19 protein-coding genes are annotated in these 21,263 nt (G+C 72.9%); 12 read left to right on the forward strand and 7 right to left on the reverse strand.

Annotation, left to right across the window (positions count from 1 at the left end; genetic code table 11):
- Positions 1–51: 51 nt before the first annotated feature.
- A complete protein-coding gene (locus tag RWE79_RS30795) occupies positions 52–1,191 on the forward strand; it encodes an XdhC family protein (RefSeq protein ID WP_475943349.1) in 1,140 nt (379 codons plus the stop codon).
- Here the strand turns inward: RWE79_RS30795 and RWE79_RS30800 are convergent.
- On the reverse strand, positions 1,175–3,919 hold the full coding sequence (locus tag RWE79_RS30800) for a SpoIIE family protein phosphatase (RefSeq protein WP_475943350.1): 2,745 nt from the start codon (positions 3,917–3,919) through the stop codon (positions 1,175–1,177). The two genes, RWE79_RS30795 and RWE79_RS30800, sit on opposite strands and share 17 nt — an antisense overlap.
- A gap of 68 nt (positions 3,920–3,987) precedes the next feature.
- Here RWE79_RS30800 and RWE79_RS30805 point away from each other — a divergent pair, with 68 nt between their 5' ends.
- Positions 3,988–5,076, forward strand: coding sequence for a winged helix DNA-binding domain-containing protein (locus tag RWE79_RS30805; RefSeq protein ID WP_475943351.1), 1,089 nt, complete (start codon positions 3,988–3,990; stop codon positions 5,074–5,076).
- A 293-nt stretch (positions 5,077–5,369) separates the two neighbouring features.
- A complete protein-coding gene (locus RWE79_RS30810) occupies positions 5,370–5,819 on the forward strand; it encodes a hypothetical protein (RefSeq protein WP_475943352.1) in 450 nt (149 codons plus the stop codon).
- Between the two features lie 115 nt (positions 5,820–5,934).
- On the opposite strand, the gene RWE79_RS30815 is transcribed toward RWE79_RS30810, so the two are convergent.
- Both RWE79_RS30815 and RWE79_RS30820 read right to left on the reverse strand, forming a co-directional pair.
- Entirely contained in the window at positions 5,935–6,729 is a 795-nt protein-coding gene (locus RWE79_RS30815; protein ID WP_475943353.1) for a S1 family peptidase, read from the reverse strand.
- A 317-nt stretch (positions 6,730–7,046) separates the two neighbouring features.
- Entirely contained in the window at positions 7,047–9,899 is a 2,853-nt protein-coding gene (locus RWE79_RS30820; RefSeq protein WP_475943354.1) for a helix-turn-helix transcriptional regulator, read from the reverse strand.
- A gap of 356 nt (positions 9,900–10,255) precedes the next feature.
- On the opposite strand from RWE79_RS30820, the gene RWE79_RS30825 reads away from it, so the two are divergent.
- On the forward strand, positions 10,256–11,242 hold the full coding sequence (locus RWE79_RS30825) for a hypothetical protein (protein WP_475943355.1): 987 nt from the start codon (positions 10,256–10,258) through the stop codon (positions 11,240–11,242).
- Positions 11,243–11,348: 106 nt separating this feature from the next.
- Complete coding sequence (locus RWE79_RS30830) at positions 11,349–13,046, forward strand: AMP-binding protein (RefSeq protein ID WP_475943356.1); 1,698 nt, start codon at positions 11,349–11,351, stop codon at positions 13,044–13,046.
- Here the strand turns inward: RWE79_RS30830 and RWE79_RS30835 are convergent.
- From RWE79_RS30835 to RWE79_RS30845, 3 genes are all read right to left on the reverse strand, one after another.
- Positions 13,036–13,890 carry an LppU/SCO3897 family protein gene (locus RWE79_RS30835; protein ID WP_475943357.1) on the reverse strand — a complete coding sequence of 285 codons (855 nt, stop codon included), beginning with the start codon at positions 13,888–13,890 and terminating at the stop codon, positions 13,036–13,038. The two genes, RWE79_RS30830 and RWE79_RS30835, sit on opposite strands and share 11 nt — an antisense overlap.
- 119 nt (positions 13,891–14,009) lie before the next feature.
- The gene (locus RWE79_RS30840; RefSeq protein WP_475943358.1) at positions 14,010–14,555 is read right to left on the reverse strand and encodes an EF-hand domain-containing protein; all 546 of its coding nucleotides are present in this window, start codon (positions 14,553–14,555) and stop codon (positions 14,010–14,012) included.
- A 109-nt stretch (positions 14,556–14,664) separates the two neighbouring features.
- Positions 14,665–15,399 (reverse strand): hypothetical protein, encoded by a 735-nt coding sequence (locus RWE79_RS30845; protein ID WP_475943359.1) that lies wholly within the window; start codon positions 15,397–15,399, stop codon positions 14,665–14,667.
- A gap of 339 nt (positions 15,400–15,738) precedes the next feature.
- Here RWE79_RS30845 and RWE79_RS30850 point away from each other — a divergent pair, with 339 nt between their 5' ends.
- Both RWE79_RS30850 and RWE79_RS30855 read left to right on the forward strand, forming a co-directional pair.
- Positions 15,739–15,990, forward strand: a complete 252-nt coding sequence (locus tag RWE79_RS30850; RefSeq protein WP_475943360.1) for a YkoF family thiamine-binding protein — start codon at positions 15,739–15,741, stop codon at positions 15,988–15,990.
- Positions 15,987–16,385, forward strand: a complete 399-nt coding sequence (locus RWE79_RS30855) for a helix-turn-helix domain-containing protein (protein WP_475943361.1) — start codon at positions 15,987–15,989, stop codon at positions 16,383–16,385. Before RWE79_RS30850 ends, RWE79_RS30855 begins: the two co-directional genes overlap by 4 nt.
- A 113-nt stretch (positions 16,386–16,498) precedes the next feature.
- Here RWE79_RS30855 and RWE79_RS30860 read toward each other — a convergent pair whose 3' ends face one another.
- Entirely contained in the window at positions 16,499–17,149 is a 651-nt protein-coding gene (locus RWE79_RS30860; protein WP_475943362.1) for a tetratricopeptide repeat protein, read from the reverse strand.
- A gap of 309 nt (positions 17,150–17,458) precedes the next feature.
- Between RWE79_RS30860 and uraD the strand changes: the two genes are divergently transcribed.
- Genes uraD through RWE79_RS30885 form a run of 5 tightly spaced genes read left to right on the forward strand, consistent with a single transcriptional unit; the run spans position 17,459 to position 21,249 of the window.
- Positions 17,459–17,962, forward strand: coding sequence for a 2-oxo-4-hydroxy-4-carboxy-5-ureidoimidazoline decarboxylase (uraD, locus tag RWE79_RS30865; protein ID WP_475943363.1), 504 nt, complete (start codon positions 17,459–17,461; stop codon positions 17,960–17,962).
- Positions 17,959–18,339, forward strand: coding sequence for a hydroxyisourate hydrolase (uraH, locus tag RWE79_RS30870; protein ID WP_475943364.1), 381 nt, complete (start codon positions 17,959–17,961; stop codon positions 18,337–18,339). The genes uraD and uraH overlap by 4 nt, the downstream gene beginning before the upstream one ends.
- A gap of 7 nt (positions 18,340–18,346) precedes the next feature.
- Entirely contained in the window at positions 18,347–19,222 is an 876-nt protein-coding gene (pucL, locus tag RWE79_RS30875) for a factor-independent urate hydroxylase (RefSeq protein WP_475943365.1), read from the forward strand.
- A 14-nt stretch (positions 19,223–19,236) separates the two neighbouring features.
- Complete coding sequence (locus RWE79_RS30880) at positions 19,237–20,598, forward strand: 8-oxoguanine deaminase (RefSeq protein ID WP_475943366.1); 1,362 nt, start codon at positions 19,237–19,239, stop codon at positions 20,596–20,598.
- A gap of 24 nt (positions 20,599–20,622) precedes the next feature.
- Complete coding sequence (locus RWE79_RS30885; RefSeq protein ID WP_475943367.1) at positions 20,623–21,249, forward strand: TMEM175 family protein; 627 nt, start codon at positions 20,623–20,625, stop codon at positions 21,247–21,249.
- Positions 21,250–21,263: the final 14 nt, after the last annotated feature.

The raw sequence follows: 21,263 nt of genomic DNA on the forward strand, positions 1-21,263 counted from the left end.
CCCGCGCCCGTCCGTGCCCGCTCCGCACGTCACGCAAGGGAGACACCCACGATGCTGGACATCGCTGACGAGCTGCGACGCTGGTGCGAGCAGGGGCGCCCGTTCGCGGTCGCGACCGTCGTCACGGTCGGCGGCAGCGCCCCCCGGCAGCCGGGGGCGGCGCTCGCCGTCGACGCCGGGGGTACGGCGGTCGGCAGCGTGTCCGGGGGGTGTGTCGAAGGCGCGGTCTACGACCTGTGCCAGGAGGTCCTGGAGACCGGCGAGGCCGTCCTGCACCGCTTCGGCTACTCCGACGACGACGCCTTCGCCGTCGGCCTGACCTGCGGCGGTGTCATCGACATCTTCGTCCAGCGGGTGTCGGGACAGCCGGAGTTCACCGCCGCCCTGGCCGCGGCCACCGCCGGGGAGACGGCGGCGGTGGCCAGGGTCGTGGAGGGCCCGGCCGCCCTCCTGGGGCGCGGGCTGCTGGTCCGCCCCGACGGCTCGTACCGGGGCACCCTCGGCGATCCAGCCCTGGACCGTACGGTCCGCGGCGAGGCCGGCGCGCTGCTCGAAGCGGGCCGCACCGCCACCGTCCGGATCGGCGCCGACGGCAGCCGCTGCGGCGAGCCCCTGACGCTGCTGGTCGAGTCCAGTGTGCCGCCGCCGCGCATGCTGGTCTTCGGCGCCATCGACTTCGCGGCCGCCGTCGTGCGCATCGGCGCCTTCCTCGGCTACCGGGTGACGCTGTGCGACGCCCGCCCGGTCTTCGCCACCGCCGCCCGATTCCCCGACGCCCACGAGGTCGTCGTCGACTGGCCGCACCGCTACCTGGACTCCACCGAGGTGGACGGCCGCACCGTGGTGTGCGTCCTGACCCACGACGCCAAGTTCGACATCCCCCTGCTGGAACGCGCGCTGCGCATGCCGCTCGCCTACGTGGGCGCCATGGGCTCGCGCCGCACCCATGAGGACCGGCTGCGCCGGCTGCGCGAGGCGGGGCTGGGCGAGCTCGAACTCGCCCGTCTGCGCTCACCGATCGGGCTCGACCTGGGCGCCCGCACCCCGGAGGAGACCGCCCTGTCCATCGGCGCCGAGATCGTCGCCAACCGGCGCGGCGGCACCGGTGTGCCCCTCACCGGCGCCCACACCCCCATCCACCACGACGCGGCCCCGCGCCGCGGGCGCAAGCGGGTCAGTCACGCGGCGTGAGGGGTCCCGGCAGTTGCTGCTCGGCCCAGATGACCTTGCCCTCGGGGGTGTACCGGGTGCCCCAGTGCTCGGCGAACTGGGCGACCAGGAAGAGCCCCCGGCCGCCCTCGTCGGTGGTGGCGGCGTACCGCAGGTAGGGGGTGGTGCTGCTGGAGTCGGAGACCTCGCAGACGAGGGTCCGGTCCAGCAGCAGCCGGACGCCGATCGGACCGGTGGCGTACCGGATCGCGTTGGTGACCAGCTCGCTGAGGATGAGCTCGGTGGTGAACGCCAGCTCGTCCAGGCCCCAGTCGGCCAGCCGGCGCGACACCAGGGACCGCGCCCGGCCCACGGCCGACGGGTCGGCGGGAACGTCCCACATCGCGATGTGGTCGGCGTCCAGCCGCCGTGTCCGGGCCACCAGCAGGGCGATGTCGTCGCCGGGACGGTCGGGGAGCAGGGCCTCCAGCACGGCGACGCAGGTGTCCTCGGGGGAGCGTCCGGGGTGGCCGGACAGAGCGGCACGGAGCATGCCGAGGCCGACGTCGATGTCGCGGTGCCGGGATTCGACCAGGCCGTCGGTGTACAGCACCAGGAGGCTGCCCTCGGGCAGGTCGAGTTCGGCCGTCTCGAAGGGCAGGCCGCCCACGCCGAGCGGCGGTCCGGCGGGCACGTCGGGGAACTCCACGCTGCCGTCGGGCCGCACGAGGGCGGCCAGCGGATGCCCGGCGCGGGACAGGGCGCAGTGCCCCGACACCGGATCGTAGATCGCATACAAACAGGTGGCGCCCGCGACGGTGAGCCCGGGCGGCGCCGCGCCGCCGCCGGTGTGCCCGGCGGCGGGAACACCGCCGTCCTCGTCTCCGGCCCCGTCGGCGGCGACGGCGGGACCCGCCTCGTCCTGGTCGAGCCGGCCGACCAGCTCGTCGAGGTGCCCGAGCAGCGCGTCGGGCGGCAGGTCGAGGGTCGAGAAGTTGTGCACGGCGGTGCGCAGCCGCCCCATGGTCGCGGCGGCCAGCAGCCCGTGCCCGACCACGTCGCCGACCACCAGCGCGACCCTGGCGCCCGGCAGCGGGATCACGTCGAACCAGTCCCCGCCGACCCCGGCCTGGGCCGGCAGATAGCGGTGGGCGACGTCCAGGGCGCTCTGGTCGGGCAGCCCGCGCGGCAGCAGGCTGCGTTGCAGGGTCACCGCCATGGCGTGCTCGCGGGTGTAGCGGCGGGCGTTGTCGATGCAGACGGCGGCCCGGGCGACCAGTTCCTCGGCCAGCGACAGGTCCTCCTCCTCGAAGGCCTCCGGCTTCTCCGACCGCCAGAAGTTCACCATCCCCAGCAGCATGCCCCGGGCCTGCAGCGGGACCGTCATCAGCGAGTGGATGCCGTAGTCCATGACCCGCCGGGTGCGCACCGGGTCCTGCCCGTGCCAGTTCGCGGCGGCGTGCAGCTCCGGTACGAGTACGGCGTTGCCGCTGTCGAAGGCGCGCCCCTGCGGGGTGCCCGGGGCCCAGGCGATCAGCCGGCCGCGCGGGTAGAGCGGGTGGTCGTCGCGGATGCCCCGCACGGCGACCCGGCGCAGGCGGGCCCCGTCGCCGGCCCGGGGCTCCTCGCCGCGCAGCACCGGCTCCAGCAGGCCGACGGTGACGAAGTCGGCGAGCCGGGGGACCGCGACCCGCGCCAGTTCCTCGGCGGTGGTCACCACGTCCAGCGTGGTGCCGATCTCCAGGCCGGCGTCGTACAGCAGCCGCAGCCGGGTCTGCGCCGTCTCGGCCCGGCCCGACACCACCCGCAGTTCGGTGGAGTCGCGCAGGGTGGCGACGCTGCCCGGCGGGCCGCCGTCGCGGTCCGTGGGCCGGTTGTTGACGGCCAGCAGCCGTCCGCCGACCATCAGCACCTCGTCGGTGGCGACCCGGCCGGACGCCAGCAGCTCGGTGGCCTGCGGATTCAGGCCCAGCGCGGTGACCGGGCGGCCCTCGGCGTCCGCGGGCAGTTCGAGCAGCCGCCGGGCCTCGTCGTTGGCGAGCAGCAGGCGGCGTTCGCCGTCGCCGTCCTCGCCGGCGACGATGAGCACGCCCTCGCGCACGGCGTGCAGCACCGCGTCGTGGTGCTCGTACATCCGGGTGATCTCCTGCGGGCCCAGGCCGCGGGTCTGGCGCAGCAGCCGGCTGCTGACCGCGGCGGTGCCCGCCGTGGCCAGCGCCAGACAGGCCGCCGCGGCGCCCAGCAGTACCGGGAGCTGGTGGTCCACGACGCCCCGCACCTTGCTGAGGGTGATCCCCGCCGAGACGATGCCGACGACCTTGCCGTGGGCGTCCAGGACGGGCACGGTGGCCTGCACCAGGGGGCCTATGGTGCCGTTGACCCGCTCGACGACGTAGTGGCCCCTGAGTACGGGCGCGATGTCGCCGACGAACTTCTTGCCGATCCGGTCCGGCTTGGGGTGGGTGTAGCGGATGCCGTCGGTGTCCGTCACGACGATGAAGTCGACCCCGGAGACCTTGCGGGCGGCCTCGGTGAGCGGCTGGAGCTGTGCCGAGGGGTCGGGGGAGGCCAGCGCCCGGCGGATCCCCGGTGAGTTGGCGAAGGTCTGGGCGACGGCCCGCGACCGGTTCTCGGCCTCCAGCTGCGTGTCGTGGTTCGCCTGCAGGACGAGCGCCGCCACCGCGCCCGCGCCGAGCAGCAGCACGACCACGACCTGTAGCACGAAGACCTGACCGGCGACGCTGCGTACCCGGCCCCACAGCCGGACCATACGCCCATGTCTACACTGCCCGGTGCGATGAGGCGACCGGTACGACCGCCCCGGCCTACGGTGGCGTCATGCACACGACCATCGACCGTCGTACGCTCAACCGGGCGCTGCTGCAAAGACAGCTCCTGATCAGCCGTTCCCCGATGAGCGCCCTGGCGGCGGTCGAACACCTGATCGGCATCCAGTCGCAGGCCCCCGACTCCGCGTACGTCGGGCTGTGGACCCGGCTCGACGGCTTCGCCTTCGACGACCTGGCGCGGCTGCTGGCGGACCGCGACGCGGTACGGCTGGTGCTGATGCGCGGCACGGTGCATCTGGTGAGCGCCCGGGACGCGGCCGTGCTGCGGCCCCTGCTCCAGCCCATGCTCGACCGTACGCTGGCCGTCAGCTCCTGGGCCCGGGGGATCAGGGGCGTGGACCGTGCCGAGGCGACGGCCTTCGGCCGGGCCCTGCTGGAGGAGCGCCCGCGCGACCCGGCCGAGCTGAGGGAACTCCTCGCCGACCGCTGGCCCGGCGCCGACCCCGCCTCGCTGGTCAACGCCCTGCGCAGCTGGCTGCCGCTCGTCCAGCTGCCGCCGCGCGGTCTGTGGGGGCGCGGCGGCCGGCCCGTCTACACCACCGCCGAGCACTGGACGGGTGCCCCGCTCGGCGAGCCCGATCCCGGCGCGGTCGTCCGGCGCTATCTGGCGGCCTTCGGACCGGCGTCGGTCGCCGACGCCCAGAAGTGGTCCGGAATGACCGGGCTGCGGTCCGTCTTCGCCGGCCTGGACCTGCGGACGTACCGGGACGAGAACGGCCGCATCCTGTACGACCTGCCGGACGCGCCCGCGCTGCCCGACCCCGGCACACCGGTCACGGCGCGCTTCGTCGCCGAGTTCGACAACCTGCTGCTCTCGCACGCCGACCGCTCACGCGTCCTGGCCGACGAGCACCGCCCCCGCGTGATGACCGTCAACGGCATCGTCCGCGGCACCGTTCTCGTCGACGGCTTCGTGGGCGGCACCTGGCGCGTCGAGCGCACCCGTGGCTCCGCCGTCCTGGCCGTGACGCCCTTCGCCCGGCTCTCCCGCGCCGACCGTGCGGCGCTCGACTCGCAGGGCGCTCTGCTGCTGCGGGCCACCGACCCGGACGCCGCGCACGCCGTCGCCTTCGCCTGAGGGCTCCCCGCCGCCGCGCCGCCGCCGCGCGGGCGGTGCTGCCCGGCGTCGTGGATCACTCATTCACCGTAACCGTGGAACAGACCTCTTCGATACCGCTCTCCACCGCTGTGACCTGCGCGTATTCGGCCCGAATCGATGGGTGCGCACGCTGTGTCACCGGCCGCTGGCGACCCGCCTGGCTTGCGGGCGGACGGGCCAGGGGGCTGGCTGGGGTCACGGCGCACACCGTAACCGGTCGGCCCCGCGGGACCGGCGGACCCCGTCAGTACTTCGAAGAGGAGCAGCGCACAATGATATCCCTCAAGCGTTACGCGGCCGCTGTCGCCACCGCGGCGGCGGTCGCCACGATGGGCATGGCCGCGACCCCGACCGCCACCGCAGCCACCATCGGGTCCAAGCCGGTGGCCGTCCGTCACACGGGCCCCATGACCTCGGGGTTCTGTGCGTCACTGACGACTCAGCTGAACATCCAGCTGCAGCTCGCCGCGGCGGCGCTGGCCGCGGTGCAGCCCAACATCGTGGCGGCCCAGGTCGCGGTGGCCGCGGCGCAGACGATCACCGCGCAGCTCCAGGCCCACTTCTGCCTGCCGCCCGTCAACGTGCTGGTGGCGACACAGCTGAACGCCGGCCTGCAGGACCTGCACTACACCCTGATCGATGCCGATCCCGATGTGATCGAGGCCGACTCCAGGCTGAACGTCCTGCTCAACGCCAGCGCCGGCATCGCCATCAACCTCTGACCGCGCGACCGCACCGGGCCACCGGCAGGTGAATTCGCGGGCGGGGATTGGATGGGGGGCGCGGTGAGCTGCTCGTGGCAGCTCGCCGCGCCCCCCGGCATAACCTGACGGATGGTCAGGAGTTGATCTGCGTCGTCACCAGCGACGAGAAGGTCGTCAGCCGGGTGTAGACGCCGGGGTAGCCGGCCTCGGCGCAGCCCTCACCCCAGGAGGTGATGCCCGCCAGGACGCCCCCGATGAGCAGCGGGCCACCGCTGTCGCCCTGGCAGGTGTCCACGCCGCCGGAGGTGTATCCGGCGCAGACCATGTCGGTGGCGACGAAGTCGGAGCCGTAGGCGCTCGTGCAGCTGGAGTCGGACACGGTCGGGACGGTGGCGGTCCGCAGCTGGTTGGACGAGCTGCCGCTCTCCGAGGTGGTGCCCCAGCCCAGTATCCGGGCGGTGGTGCCGGCCGCGTAGACGCCGGTCTGCGAGGACGACACATACGAGGCCGTGGTGTACGGCATCGAGGTGGACAGGGTGAGCACGGCCACGTCGTCGCCGTTGGTGGCGTCGGTGTAGTCGGGGTTGATCCAGATCTTGCCGACCTTGCTGACGGTGCCGTTCGTGCCGTTGAGATACGTACGGCCGCCGACCACCCGGACGCTGCTGGTGGTCTCGCCGACCATGCAGTGGGCGGCGGTGACGACCTTCGTGGCCGAGACCAGGGTGCCGCCGCAGAACTGGTTCTGCGAGGCGTCGGTGATCTGCATCATGAAGGGGTACGTGGTGGTCGTCGTGGTGGAACCGCCGACGATATCGGCGTGCGCATCGGCCTGGGCGGCGGGTGCGCCGGTCAGTAAGGCGAAAGCGGTCGCCGCGGTCGCGACGGCCGCGGCGACGGCCTTTCCCGCACGGGTGGAGCGAATCATCCGTACTCCTCAAAAGCTGCCGGTGGGGGGAGCGCGCGGCCCTGCGGGTGTGGGGGGAATGCGGTGGGAGCACCGTGCGCACGGCACGGCTGCCTACGGCGCCGTTGCCGTCAACTGCCGTGATTGAAGAGGAAGTTGTTCTTGGTGCGATCCTCAAGGTAAGAGCAGTCGCACCAAGGTCCCAATGAGGGAAGGCCCTTGTGGCGACCGGCTAGGGATAACCCTCGGTTACCCCTGCTCCGCCGCCTTGTGACGGGTCGTCAGGTCTGTCGATGGCGCCCCACCCGCGCCCCGCCGCCACGACCTGCCCCGCGCGATCAGCCGGCCGCGCGGCGCCGCGCGGCGAGACGGACGATGTCCACCCGCGAGCGGATTCCCAGCTTCCGGTAGACCCGGGTGAGTGTGGCCTCGACCGTCTTGACGCTGATGAAGAGCGTCGCCGCGATCTCCCGGTTCGTCGCGCCCTCCAGGACCAGCGCCGCGACCTGCCGCTCCATCGCGGCCAGCGTGCTGAAGTCCGGGATGCCCTGGCCGCCCTGGGACTCGGCCGTCGCGGCGCCGCGCTCCGCCGCCTCCGGTGCCGGGGCCCCGGCCGGAGCGGCGCCGACCAGGTGCAGCCAGGGCAGCGCCTTGGCGCGCTTGAAGATCCGCGCGGCGTCATGGAGGGCGGTGCGGGCGGCGGCCGGGTTGCGGCGTTCCCGCTCGACGCGCGAGAGCGCGAGCGAGGCCCGGCCCTCCTCCAGTCCGTAGCCCAGCACGCCCAGCCGCTGCCGGGCGGTGGTCAGCAGGGCGGCGGCGCCGTCCAGGTCCCCGCGCGCGGCCCGCACCAGACCCTCGGACCGGTCGAGGACGGCCAGGATGCTGGCCCGGCCCAGCCTGGTCGCCGCGACCCGGGTGGTGTCGATGACGTCCTGCGCCTCGTCCAGCTCGCCCACGTACACCAGCGCCTCGGCGAGGTCGCCGTGCCAGCGGTCACGCGAGGGGTCGGTCACCCCCATCTCCCGCTCCAGTTCGCGGACCCTGCGCAGGGTGCGTACCGCCCCGTGGTGATCCGCGCCGATCAGCTGGGCGTGGCCCAGCGCGTACAGGGCCCGGGAGAGGTAGGACATGTCGCCGTCGGCCTCGGCCCGCCGCACACCGTCCTGGGCGAGCGAGACGGCCCGTTCCACACTTCCGCCCGAGGCCTCGGCCAGCGCCGCGACCTGGAGCGCCGGGCACTCGCCGAGCCCGGTGTCCTCCATCAGCCGCAGGCCCTCGCGGGTCAGCTCCAGGGCCGCGCCGCAGCGGCCGGCCCGCAGCTCGTTCTCCGCGAGCCCCCGGGCGAAGGCGATCTCGCTCTCCACCGCGCCGCGCCGCCGGGCCTCGCCGAGCAGCCAGGTGATGGTCACCCTCGCCTCGTCGAGCTGGTCGCTCATCTGCAGATACCGGAACCTGATGTACTGCGGCCCGTTGTGGTCCACGGCGACCTGCGGGTCCTGCGGCTCGGCGGTGGCCAGCGCCAGGGTGGCGGCGGCGTTCGGGTGCCCGGAGAGCGCCTCGTTGAGCGCCTGGAAGCCCAGCGCCAGCAGCTCGGTCTTGCGGTCCCCGGCCTCGGCCGCCAGTACGGCGGCCCGGCCGGCCTCGGCGGCGGCCTCGGCCATGGCGCCGTCCACCAGCAGGGCGCGCCAGGCGAGTTCGTACCGTACGAGGGCCTGCAGGCCCGGGTCGTCGCCCGCGTCGGCCAGCGCCTGCGGATACGCCTCGTCCACATCGGAGAGGGCGTGCTCGACCGAGGCGATCACCACGATCCAGGCACGGACCCGGTCGGCGGGCCGCACCGAGCTGTCCAGCACCTCGCGCGCGACACTGCGGGCCAGGTCCGTCTCACCGGCCCGCAGCGCGTGGTCGGCGGCGTCGAGCCGGCGCAGGTTGACGGTGTCCACGGAGCCGTCCGGGGTGTGGCGGGCGGCCAGCAGCGCGAGCTGGGCGGCGACCGCCGGCGCGCCGCGGTCCGCGGCCACGGCCGCCGCCTCGGCGAGGCCGCCGGCGACCCGTTCGTCCTTGCCGGGGGTGGCCAGCGCCAGATGCCGGGCACGTTCGATGACGTCGGAGGCGGCGGCGCCGAGCGCGGCGTGCGCGGTGCGGCGGTGCTCGGGCAGCGCCTCGGCGTACAGGGCCGCGGATATCAGCGGGTGCGCGAACCGCACGACCCCGTCCTGGTCGGTCTCGACCAGTCCCAGGGCCGAGGCCACCGAGATCTCGGCCTCGGCGTTGCCCCGGCCCGCGCTGCGCAGCAGCGACAGGGTGGGGCGGGCGCCGGCGCTGGCGATCAGCAGGGTGCGGCGGGTGTCGGCGGAGAGCATGCCCAGCCGGTTGAGCACCAGCGTACGGAGCGAGGTGGGCACCGGCAGCGGCTCACCGGGCCGGGGCGGGGTCTTGCTCTCGGCCAGCGCCCGGCCCAGTTCCAGCGCGAAGAGCGGATTGCCGCCGCTGGTGCGGTGGATGTCCCGCACCACCGCCCGCGGCAGGTCGCTGTGGCCCCGTTCGGACAGCAGCTCGGAGACCTGGGCCCGCGACAGCGCGGGAATGCGCAGCGTCAGTGCCTGCGAGGGGAAGGCGCGGACATAGCGGTCGTGGTGGTCCTGCGGATCCCCGTCGGTACGCACCGCGCCGATCATCCGCACCGGCAGCCCGCTCACCCGGCGGGCCGCGAACGCCAGCAGCTCCGCGCTCGCCGGGTCCATCCACTGCAGGTCGTCCGCCACGATCAGTACCGGTCCCCGGGCGGCCAGCGCGCGCAGCACCGACAGCACGGCCAGCCGCAGCGCGAGGCCGTCACGCTGCTCCGAGGACTCGCTGCGGCCGGTGAGCGCCGATTCGAGCGCGGCCCGCTGCGGGGCGGGCAGGGTGTCGGCCACCTCGCCGGCGACCAGCCCGAGCAGATCGACCAGGGCGAGGAACGGCAGATGTGATTCCGATTCCGTCGCCGAACATCTCAACACCGTGGTTCCGTCCCCGGCGAATTCCGCGCCGAGCATACGCACAATGACGGACTTGCCGATACCGGCCGGTCCGTACAGCAGGACGCTGCCCCCCTGGGACAGCTGCCCCCGAGCCCGCGAAAGTACGTCGCTGCGCCCGATCACCTGGTCAGGACGGGTTCTGGCCGGCACGCCGAAGCCTTGCTCCACGGTCGCCGCTCCCTCCAGTGTCGTGTTCGGACAATGGTATGCAAAGGAACTCGTCGTGCGGACGACTACACAGTGCTGTGATGTGCGGCTCAGCTGTGATTTCTCCGTGAACGAGGGGAAACCGGACCCGGTACCGCCCGGTGAATGACGGCATAACCCCTGTCCGGCGGCAAGTCGGGAAATCAGCGGTATGGGGTGTGGAGACCGCCCCCGGAGGCCGTCCGGGTACCCGCTGGTCCGATCGGATGATCCCGTGTTCGGCTGCGTGTCGTGCACACCCTTTGGGTGGATATCTGTCAGATCGTCATTCCATATGACGGTATGAAAAGACCGTCCCGTCCGATCAAGGAGATCACGTGAACGCACGCTCGGGGACGATCGCCCTCGCTGCCCTGACCATCGGAGGTGCCGCGCTGCTCACCGCCGCGCCCGCCTTCGCCGCGCCCGGTGACAACGGCGTCGTGGACATCCGGGAGGTCGGGGCCGGCGCCGCGCCCGCCGCACCTGCCGTACCGGCCGCGCCCGTGGACCCGGCCGCTCCCGCCGCTCCCGGCGCGCCCGCAGCGCCCGTGGACCTGGCCGCGCCCGCCGCGCCCGCGGACCTGGCCGCGCCCGCCGCGCCCGCGGACCTGGCCGCGCCCGCCGCGCCCGCGGACCTGGCCGCGCCCGCCGTGCCGGGGCAGGCCGAGACCAGCGTCTGCAACTTCTACCTCGACGCCAGCGGCTTCGAGACGGTGACCCAGGCGGACTGGCAGATCACCTCGGACCCGGCGCAGCCCGGCGGCGCGACCCGCTCCGGCAGCATCGCGCTGACGGCGGGCGCCGGTGTCACGGCCGCCGTGGCGCCGCAGCTGCCGAACGGCACGTACAAGCTGACCTGGAACTTCCAGGGACAGGAACAGACCGGCAAGGAGAAGTCCTTCCGGATCGCCTGCCCCGGCGACTCCGGCGGGCCCGACCAGCCCGGCCTGAGCCAGCCTGCCTCGGCCGCCCAGGTCGCGGCGCTGTCACCGGCCTACGACGGCGGGAACTCCGGCGACGGCGGCGGCTGGGGCGACGACAACTCCGGCAAGGGCGGCTGGGGCAACGACAACTCCGGCGGTGGCGGCTGGGGCGACGACGACAGCTGGGGCGGCGACAACCGCGGCTGGGGCGGCCGGCGTCACCACCACCGGTACCACTACTGGCCGCAGAGCGGTCCGCACACCGGCGTCGGCGGTTCCGTCGCCGCCGCGAGCAGCGGTGAGATCGCCGCGGGCGGGGCCCTCGCCGCCGGCGCCGCCGCAGGCGGTGGCCTGCTGGTGATCCGCGCGGCACGCCGTCGCCGCAACCGGACAGCCTGACCGACCCGTGGTTGCCGCCGCCTCTTCCTCCCTTTCCGGCGGCGGCAACCCGGCCCGGTGGTGGCACCATTGCCGCTGAGCGGTCCGCGACGAGGAGGACGACACCATGGCGGCAACCAGCGCGACGGACGAATTCCGGGCGGCCCGGGACTTCCTGCTGCGTCATCGCGAGGACTACGCCACCGCCTACGCGGGCTTCGACTGGCCCCGCCCCACCCACTTCAACTGGGCGCTGGACTGGTTCGACGTGATCGCCGAGGGCAACGACCGGCCCGCGCTGTGGATCGTCGAGGAGGACGGCGACCGGACCCTGCTGAGCTTCGCCGAACTGTCCGCCCGCTCCGACCGCGTCGCCAACTGGCTGCGCGCGCGGGGCGTCGGTGCCGGCGACCGGATCATCGTCATGCTCGGCAACCAGGCCGAACTCTGGGAGACCGCGCTCGCCGCGATGAAACTGCGCGCCGTCGTCATCCCCGCCACGCCCCTGCTCGGCCCCGCCGACCTCGCCGACCGCGTCGAACGCGGCAGGGCCCGCCATGTGATCGTACGGACCGGCGACACCGCCAAGTTCGATGCCGTGCCCGGCGGTTACACCCGGATCGCGGTCGGCGGCGGGACCCCCGCCGGCGGTGGATGGCTGGCCTACGAGGACGCTTACGACAGCCCGCGCCCCTTCCGGCCCGAGGGGCCCACGGCGGCGGACGAGCCGCTGATGCTGTACTTCACCTCGGGCACCACGGCCAGGCCGAAACTGGTCGAGCACACCCATGTGTCGTACCCGGTGGGCCATCTGGCGACGATGTACTGGATCGGGCTCAGGCCCGGCGACGTCCACCTCAACATCTCCTCGCCGGGCTGGGCCAAGCACGCCTGGAGCAACCTCTTCGCGCCCTGGAACGCCGAGGCGACCGTCTTCATCCACAACTACACCCGCTTCGAACCCCACCGGCTCATGGCCGAGATGGACCGCGCGGGCGTCACCAGCTTCTGCGCCCCGCCCACCGTCTGGCGGATGCTCATCCAGGCCGACCTGAGCGCGCTGCGCACCCCGCCGCGCGAGGCGGTGGCGGCCGGGGAACCGCTCAACCCCGAGGTGATCGAGCACGTCCGCCGGGCCTGGGGACTGACCATCCGCGACGGCTTCGGCCAGACCGAGACCGCCGTCCAGGTCGCCAACTCCCCGGGCCAGCCCCTCAAGACGGGTTCCATGGGCCGCCCGACGCCCGGGTTCACCGTCGCGCTGCTCGACCCGAGGACCGGCGAGCCGGCCGACGAGGGCGAGATCAGCGTCGTACTCGCCGGGCCCGGCGGCCGTCCGGTCGGCGTCATGACCGGCTACGCCGGCGACCCCGACCGGACCGCGGAGGCCATGGCCGGCGGCTACTACCGCACCGGCGACATCGGGTCCCGCGACGCCGACGGCTACATCACCTACGTCGGCCGCTCCGACGACGTCTTCAAGGCCTCCGACTACAAGATCTCGCCCTTCGAGCTGGAGAGCGCCCTGCTCGAACACGAGGCCGTCGCCGAGGCCGCCGTCGTCCCCGCCCCCGACCCGCTGCGCCTGGCGGTGCCGAAGGCGTACGTCGTACTGGCCGAGGGCTGGAAGGCCGACGCCGACACCGCCCGCACGCTGTTCGCCCACTCCCGCGCCGTCCTGGCACCGTACAAGCGGTTGCGCAGGCTGGAGTTCGGCGAACTGCCCAAGACCGTATCCGGCAAGATCCGGCGGATCGAGCTGCGCGAGCGGACGGCCTCGGGCGACGTCACCGCGGAGTACCGCGAGGAGGACCTCAGCTCCTAGCGGCCAGGCACAGTACGTACTTGGAGGAGCCGTACTCCTCGTAGTACGAGGCGGTGGCCTCGGAGAAGGCGCCGCAGCCGGAGTCGCTCGTGGTGTTGTCGAGCTTGCCGACGATCTCGTACTGCGCGTCCGAGGAGGAGCAGTCGGTCACGGACATGCTCGGGTCGGCGAAGGTGCCGGAGTTGTGGACGCAGTCGCCGACGTCGGCGTACTCGGGGTCGTTGCGCACCCCGGTGACGATCAGTGAGACCAGCAGGACGATCGCCGCGACCGGTATCAGCAGGAGCAGGGCGGCCGGCCGGCGCAGGATCGGCTTTCCGGGATCCATGGGGATGCCGGGGGCGCCGGGCAGCGGCTCCGCGAGGCGGTTGATCTTCGCGCGGGCGCCCAGGTTGACCAGCATGGTGATCGGGTTGATCACCACCGAGAACATGCCCCACCAGCCCTGCCAGAGGCTCCTGGTGGTCATGCCGCGGTGGGTGGCGATGCCGCAGCGGCGGCAGAACGGACCCTTGAGGCTGAGCATGCGCATCACGATGATCAGGCCCTGGTGGCCCCGGATGGTCGCCTCGACGGCGGGCACCGAACCGCAGAAACGGCAGTTCGGGCCGTAACCCATGGCCGGCGCGGGCTGCTGCGCATAGCCGGGCGCGGGCGGTGCCGGCGGCGCGTAGTACGGGGCGGCGGCCGGGGCGTGACCCGGGGCGTGACCCGGGGCGTGGCCCGGGGCGTGGGCGTGGCCGGGGGTGTGGCCCGGGGCGGGGGCCCCTTGCGGCGGAATCGGCGGAACCGGCCGGGCGTAAGGGTTCTGCGGAACGGGTGGCTGAACGGGCGGTGTGGACACAGAAGTTCCCCGTTGTCGGTGGTGATGTTGAGCTGATCCGAAAACGGCACCCTAGTGCCTTCCGTCTCGCCGCCGCGCGCGGGGCCGGTTCAACCCACCTCACCGAGCGGGCCGGCCGCCTAGAACGGGCCGAACAGCCAGTTCCCCGGCGCCTCGGGATCGGTACCGATGAAGTACGCCCGGATGGCCGCCACCAGCTCGTCCGTGCGCAGCGTCCCGTCGCCGTCGGTGTCGATCCGCGCGAAGGCCGCGTCGACCACGGACGGCGGCGTGTTGAAGGCATGCTGCAGGACCTTGAACTCCTCCCGCCGCACCCAGCCGTCACCGTCGGTGTCACACAGCGCGGCGACGGCCTCGGCGGCCGGATGGAAGACCGGGTCGAAGCCGGGGCCCTCGATGAAGGCCTTGGTCATGCCGTGCTCGTACTCCTCGGAGGAGATCCTGCCGTCACGGTCGGTATCGGCGTACGCGGCCAGCTCCGCCCAGACGGCGTCCAGCCGCACCGCGACCGCCCTTCCTTTGGGCGAGGTGGGGGACTGCCCGAAACCGTGGATCAGCCGCGCGCCGACGTCCTGGAGGTCGGCGCGCTCGGCGTATCCGTTGTCGTCCGTGTCCAGGCGGCGGAAGGAAGTGGCGAGCTTGCGCTTCAGAAGGGCCGTAGACATCGCTGGGTTCCTGACGTAGTCGTAGTCCAGACGTATGGGACAGGGGATCGTCTCGATCCTCCCCCGGGCGCGTCGGACGCGCGACCGGAGTGACTACGAAGCGTGACGCCTAGGGATGTGCCCGCGGGTCGCTGCGGATCAGCGAATCCGCCGCGTCATTGACCGGCTGCGGGGTGCCGGTGAGATCCATGACGAACAGCGGTACACCCAGTTGGTCGGCGCGCATCCGGGCGTCGTGCGCATAGCCGGCCAGGGAGAAGAACGCGCCGGCGGTGTCCTCGTTGAGGCAGTTCAGCCAGAGGCACTCGATGTCGCGCAGCGCGGTCGGCTGGGTCGTCGGGTCGATCTGCGCCACGACGCCCTCGCCGCGCAGGTCCACCCCGTTGGCGACGCGGTCGGAGGCGATGCGCACCCCGCAGTAGCCGAGCCACTTCAGATACTGGGCGGCGGCGGTGAGCGCGTCCCGCGCGGTACGGATCGTCACCGGGTTGAAGGGGGCGCGCGGCGGGTGCGGGTCGGCCGGCGGGGGCAGGGCGGCGGGTCGCAGAGCGGGGTCCGGGATGTCCGTGCGCCCGCCGAGGGCCCGCCGGTCGACCGGGAGCCGGACCACGGCGCCGCACTCGCAGCCGAACTCCGGTTGCGGCCACTGGTCGTTGCGGCCGCAGTCCGGGCAGCGCATCCCCACCCAGGACTCGTCCCAGGAGCGGTGCCGGACCTGGACCGGCACGCCCCCGCGCAGCAGCGGCAGACACAGCGGGGCGCCGCAGGCGCAGGGGAATACGGGGGACGAGTACGCGTGCGGGCGGCGGCAGGCCGGACAGCGCACGGGCACACTCTCTGCCATGTTTCGGCTCTCCCGGTCACCGGTGGGGCGTCGTTCCCACCATGCTCCCCCATCCGGGGCCGGTTGTGCACGGCGGGAGGTCCGCTTCGTCGGCTCTTGTCGTGCGCAACTCCGCCTCGAAGCGGGCCGGTTCGCGGTCGGGCCGCCCCGGCCGGGGAGCCGGCGTCGGTCGGCGCCGAGCGCGGGGCGCCGGGTCGGAGGCCGTCGGCGGAGCTCACCCGGGAGCCGCTAATCCGTATGACGGAAACAAATTTCCGCGCAATGGAAGAATGGGGGAGTCGGGCGGTGGCTGTCCGGGGGGAGGCCCCGGGCCGGAGGCCGAGCGGTTAAGTTGATGATGTGCGATTGAGGCTGGAATTCACGACCGAGCCGTTCGACCTGGACGAGGCACCGGGCCATGCGCTGGTGGCCCGGGAGGTCGTCCGGGCGGCAGACCTGGAGGCCGTCGACGTCGGCCCCTTCGGCAACACCGCCGAGGGTTCGGTGGACCAGGTGGTGGCCGCCGTCGGCGACGTGCTGCGGCGCACCCTGGACGCCGGGGCCACCCGGATCTCGCTCCAGGTCAACGTCATCGGGAAGGACGATCGATGACCTCGGCCGCGGAACACCCCTTCACCGCCGCCATCAGACCGCTGGCCGACGCCCTGGGCGCGGAACTGGTCGCCCCCGCCGCCGCGCGCGCCGACGACGTCGTCCTGAGCTGGGAGGGCGAGACGGTGATCGCCGTACGCCTGCCCCGCCTCGCGGACTCCCTCGACCACATCCTGGCCGACCTGCGGCGCCGGCACGGCCGCGAGCTGTCGGAGCTGGACCGCAAGGAAAAGCAGTCGGTCGTGCGGCTGCTGGAGGAACGCGGGGCGTTCTCCGTCCGGCACGGCGTCGAGACGGTCGCCTCGGCCCTCGGGGTCAGCCGCTTCACCATCTACAACTACATGAACCGGGAGAACGCGGCCCGGGACGCACAGGCGCGGGCGGAGGGGGAGTAACAGGTGGCCGGCCGGAACCTCCGGGAAGCCGGCCGTCCCGCGATCTCCCCCATCCGCGGTCTTCCATCTCACGGCGATCATGGCTGGTACGCCCCGGGGCCGGCGCGAGCGCCTCACGGCAGGCTGAGCTCCTTACGGGCCCCCGCCACCCAGCGCAGCACGCCGTGGGCGTCGGTGCCCTCGGCCAGCTCTGTCGCCTCCTTGAGCAGCGCCGCCGCGTCATCGCGCCGCTCCTGCTGGGCGGCCAGATACGCCAGGCCGATCAGGTTCGCCGCAACCCCCGGCAGGAACCCCAGCTCCCGGCGGAGGCGAGTGGACTCCTCGAAGTGCGCACGGGCCTGGTCCAGGCGGCCGGCCATGTGGTCGGCGAAGCCCAGGTGCCGCAGCGCGTAGGACATCGTCAGCCGGTCGCCGGCCCGGGTGGCGAGGGCGAGGGCGCGTTCGAAGGCGGGCACGGCGGTCCCGGTGTCGTCGCGGACCACCTGGTGGAAGGTGCCGACCCAGAACACCGCCTCGCCCTCGCCCCGCACGTCGCCGAGCCGCCCGTACAGCTCCGCCGCACGCTCGAAGAGCTCCAGCTCCCGCGCGTCCTCGATCCGCTCCTCCAGGAAGCGGGCGTGGATCACCCGGCCGCGGGCCAGTGCGAGGTCCGCCTCGATGCCGTCGAGGCTCCGGTCGGCGGACGCCAGTGCACTGCTGTCGCCGCCGAACACGGCACGTTCGTAAAGGAGTTGAGCTTGCTCGATTCGCTCGTCGGCAGTCATGCCGCGATCGTATCGACCGCGCGCCGGAGCATTCGGCCGCGCCGTAACGGCGCATTGGGTCCTGCTCCTCCGGCGCGGCTGAGCGGCCCGTCCACGTGCGCGGATCGTCAGGCTGCAGGGCATGCGGTGCACTCCCGAGGCGGCCCGGCCGTGGATGGCGGCGAACCGACGGCCGGCAGCCCGCGCGGTGGGCCCGCGACGGCGGCGGAAGCCGGACCCGCACCTTCACCCCGGAGCTGCGACGCGCCGTAACCGGAAGTTTTCAACAAAGTGTTGACGCGATGTGCCGGGCCCTCCTAGCGTGCGGTTGTGACTTCCAGCGCTCCGCCGGGTCTGGCCCGGTTCAACACCGCCGCCCCGCAGGACGCGGCCCGGCTGCTGCACGAGGTGTGCGCCAGCCGGAGCTGGGGCGCCGCGGTGGCCGCCGGCCGCCCCTACGACAGCCCCGACGCGCTGCTGGCCGCCGGCGACGCCGCCACGGCGGGCCTGACCGCCGCCGACCTGGCCGAGGCCATGGCCGGCCACCCGCCGATCGGCCGCCCCCGGCCCGGCGACCCGGTCTCGGCGCGGGAGCAGAGCGGCGTACACGACTCCGTCCGCGAGGAACTGCTCGGACTCAACCTCGCGTACCAGGACCGGCACGGCCATGTCTTCCTGATCTGCGCCACCGGACGCACCGGCGACGAGATGCTGGCCGCCCTCAGGGAACGGATCGGCAACGACACCGCCACCGAACGCGAGATCGTCCGCACCGAACTGGGGAAGATCAACCGCATCCGGCTCGCCCGTCTCCTGGAGGAGATCCCGTCATGACCTCCGTGTCCACCCACATCCTGGACACCAGCACCGGCCGCCCCGCCGCCGGTGTCGCGGTCCGGCTGGCGGTACGCGACGGATCCGGCGCCGCCTGGACGGACCACGGCTCCTCCAGGACCGACGCCGACGGCCGCTGCAAGGACCTGTTGGAACCGCCGGAAGGCACCACACACGTACGGCTGCGCTTCGACGTCGAGCCGTACCTCACCCATGACCAGCAGCAGGCCGAAGACCAGCGGAACAGCGCCCGCGCAGGGGACGGCGGAGCCTTCTTCCCCGAGGTGACGGTGGTCTTCGCCGTCGCACCGGGCGAGCACTACCACGTACCGCTGCTGCTCAACCCGTTCGGCTACTCCGTATACCGAGGGAGCTAGCACCCACATGCCCACCCATCTCGGCCAGAACCAGTACGGCAAGGCGGAGAACCGCGTCGTGCGGATCACCCGCGACGGCACGGTCCACCGCGTCAAGGACCTCAATGTCTCCGTCGCCCTCTCCGGCGACATGGACGAGGTCCACTACTCGGGCAGCAACGCCAACGTCCTGCCGACCGACACCACCAAGAACACCGTCTTCGCCTTCGCCAAGGAGCACGGCGTCGAGTCGGCGGAGGCCTTCGGCATCCACCTCGCCCGGCACTTCGTCACCAGCCAGGAGCCGATCACCCGGGCCCGGATCCGGATCGAGGAGTACGCCTGGGAGCGCGTCACCGAGGAGCACTCCTTCGTGCGCAAGGGCCAGGAGACCCGCACCACCGAGGTCACCTTCGACGGCCGGGACTGGCAGGTCGTCTCCGGGCTCAAGGACCTGGTGGTCATGAACACCACCGACTCCGAGTTCTGGGGGTTCGTCAAGGACCCGTACACCACGCTCCAGGAGGCCCACGACCGTATCCTCGCCACCGAGGTCACCGCCCGCTGGCGCTACAACTGGACCGGCGACGACCAGAGCGCCCCGCCGTGGGAGACCTCGTACGAGCAGATCCGCGAGCACCTGCTCCGCGCCTTCGCCGGCACCTACTCGCTCTCCCTCCAGCAGACCCTGTACGCCATGGGCTCACGGATCATCGAAAGCCGCCCCGAGGTGGACGAGGTCCGGCTCCAGCTGCCCAACAAGCACCACTTCCTGGCCGACCTCGCGCCGTTCGGCCTCACCAACGACAACGAGGTCTACTTCGCGGCCGACCGCCCGTACGGCCTCATCGAGGGCACCGTGCTGCGCGACGGCGCGCGGCCCCGTATCCCGGTCACGGACTGAAAGGCGCCCACGGTATGACAGAGCGCATCGTCATCGAGAACTGCGCGGTCGCGACGGTCGACGCGGCCGGCACCGAGTACGCGACCGGGCACGTGGTCGTCGCAGGCAACCGCATCGAGTCCGTCGGCGCGGGCCCCGCCCCGCGGACCGGGGGCGACGTCCGCAGGATCGACGGCACCGGCCATCTGCTGACCCCCGGCCTGGTCAACACCCACCACCACTTCTACCAGTGGATCACCCGGGGCCTGGCCACCGACCACAACCTCTTCGACTGGCTCGTCGCCCTCTACCCCACCTGGGCCCGCATCGACGAGCGGATGACCTACGCCGCCGCGCAGGGATCGCTCGCCATGATGGCGCGCGGCGGCGTCACCACCGCCATGGACCACCACTACGTCTTCCCACGCGGCTGCGGCGACCTGTCCGGCTCCATCATCCGGGCCGCCGCCGAGATCGGCGTGCGCTTCACCCTCGCCCGGGGCTCCATGGACCGCGGCACCTCCCAGGGCGGCCTCCCGCCGGACTTCGCCGTCGAGACCCTGGACGGCGCGCTCGCCGCCACCGAGGAGACCGTCGACCGGCACCACGACCCCTCCTTCGACGCGATGACGCAGATCGCGGTGGCACCCTGCTCACCGTTCTCGGTCTCCACCGAACTGCTGCGGCAGGGCGCCGAACTGGCCCGGCGCAAGGGCGTCCGCCTGCACACCCACGGCAGTGAGACCGTGGAGGAGGAACAGTTCTGCAAGGAGCTGTTCGGCATGGGTCCCACCGACTACTTCGAGTCCACCGGCTGGCTCGGCGAGGACGTGTGGATGGCCCACTGCGTCCATATGAACGACTCCGACATCGCCGCCTTCGCCCGGACCAGGACCGGCGTCGCCCACTGCCCCTCCTCCAACGCCCGCCTCGGCGCCGGCATCGCCCGCGTCCCCGACATGCTGGCCGCCGGCGTCCCCGTCGGCCTCGGCGTCGACGGCACCGCCTCCAACGAATCGGGCGAACTGCACACCGAACTGCGCAACGCCCTGCTCATCAACCGCCTCGGCGCCCACCGCGAGGCCGCGCTCACCGCCCGTCAGGCGCTGCGGCTCGGCACCTACGGCGGTGCGCAGGTGCTCGGCCGGGCCCGGGAGATCGGCTCCCTCGAACCCGGCAAGCTCGCCGACCTGGTGCTGTGGAAGCTCGACACCATCGCCCACGCCTCCATCGCCGACCCGGTCAGCGCCCTGGTTCTCGGCGCCGCCGCCCCGGTCACCCTCTCGCTGGTCAACGGCAGGCCCGTCGTCGAGTCCGGCCGCCTCACCACGGTCGACGAGGACGCCGTCGCCCGCTCCACCCGCGCCGAGGCCCGGCGCCTCGCCCGCATGGCGTGACACGACCGGGGAGACGATGACGGGATGAACGAATCGGGACGGGTGGAGGCGTTCAGCGACGGGGTGTTCGCGATCGCGATCACGTTGCTGATCCTGGAGATCAAGGTGCCCGCGGGGGAGGGCGACCGTCTGTGGGCGGCGCTCGGGGACCAGTGGCCCTCCTATGCCGCGTATGTCGTCAGCTTTCTCGTCATCGGGATCATGTGGGCCAACCACCACACGGTTTTCGGGTATGTCGCGCGGGTCGACCGGACGCTGCTCTTCCTCAACCTGCTGCTGTTGCTGGTGGTGGCCGCGCTGCCGTGGCCGACCGCGTTGCTGGCGGAGTATCTGAGGGAGGAACACGCGTCGCATGTCGCCGCGGCGCTGTACAGCGGGTTCATGGTGGCGCACGCGGTGACGTTCGGGCTGCTGTGGTGGTGGCTGACACGGACCGGGCATCTGTTCGACGCGCGGGTCGATGTGGAGGCTGCCAGGGCGACGCGGGGGCGGTTCGCGCTGGGGAACCTGGTCTATCCGGCGCTGGTGGGGCTGTCGTTCGTCTCGGCGCCGCTGACGCTCGCGCTGCACGGGGCGATGGCGGTGTACTACGGCTTCAACCAGTTGCCCGTCCCCACCAAGGCGGTGGCGGACGGCGAGGCGGCCCGGTGAAGCGCCCGGCCGGG

The organism is Streptomyces sp. RLA131 (assembly GCF_056270125.1).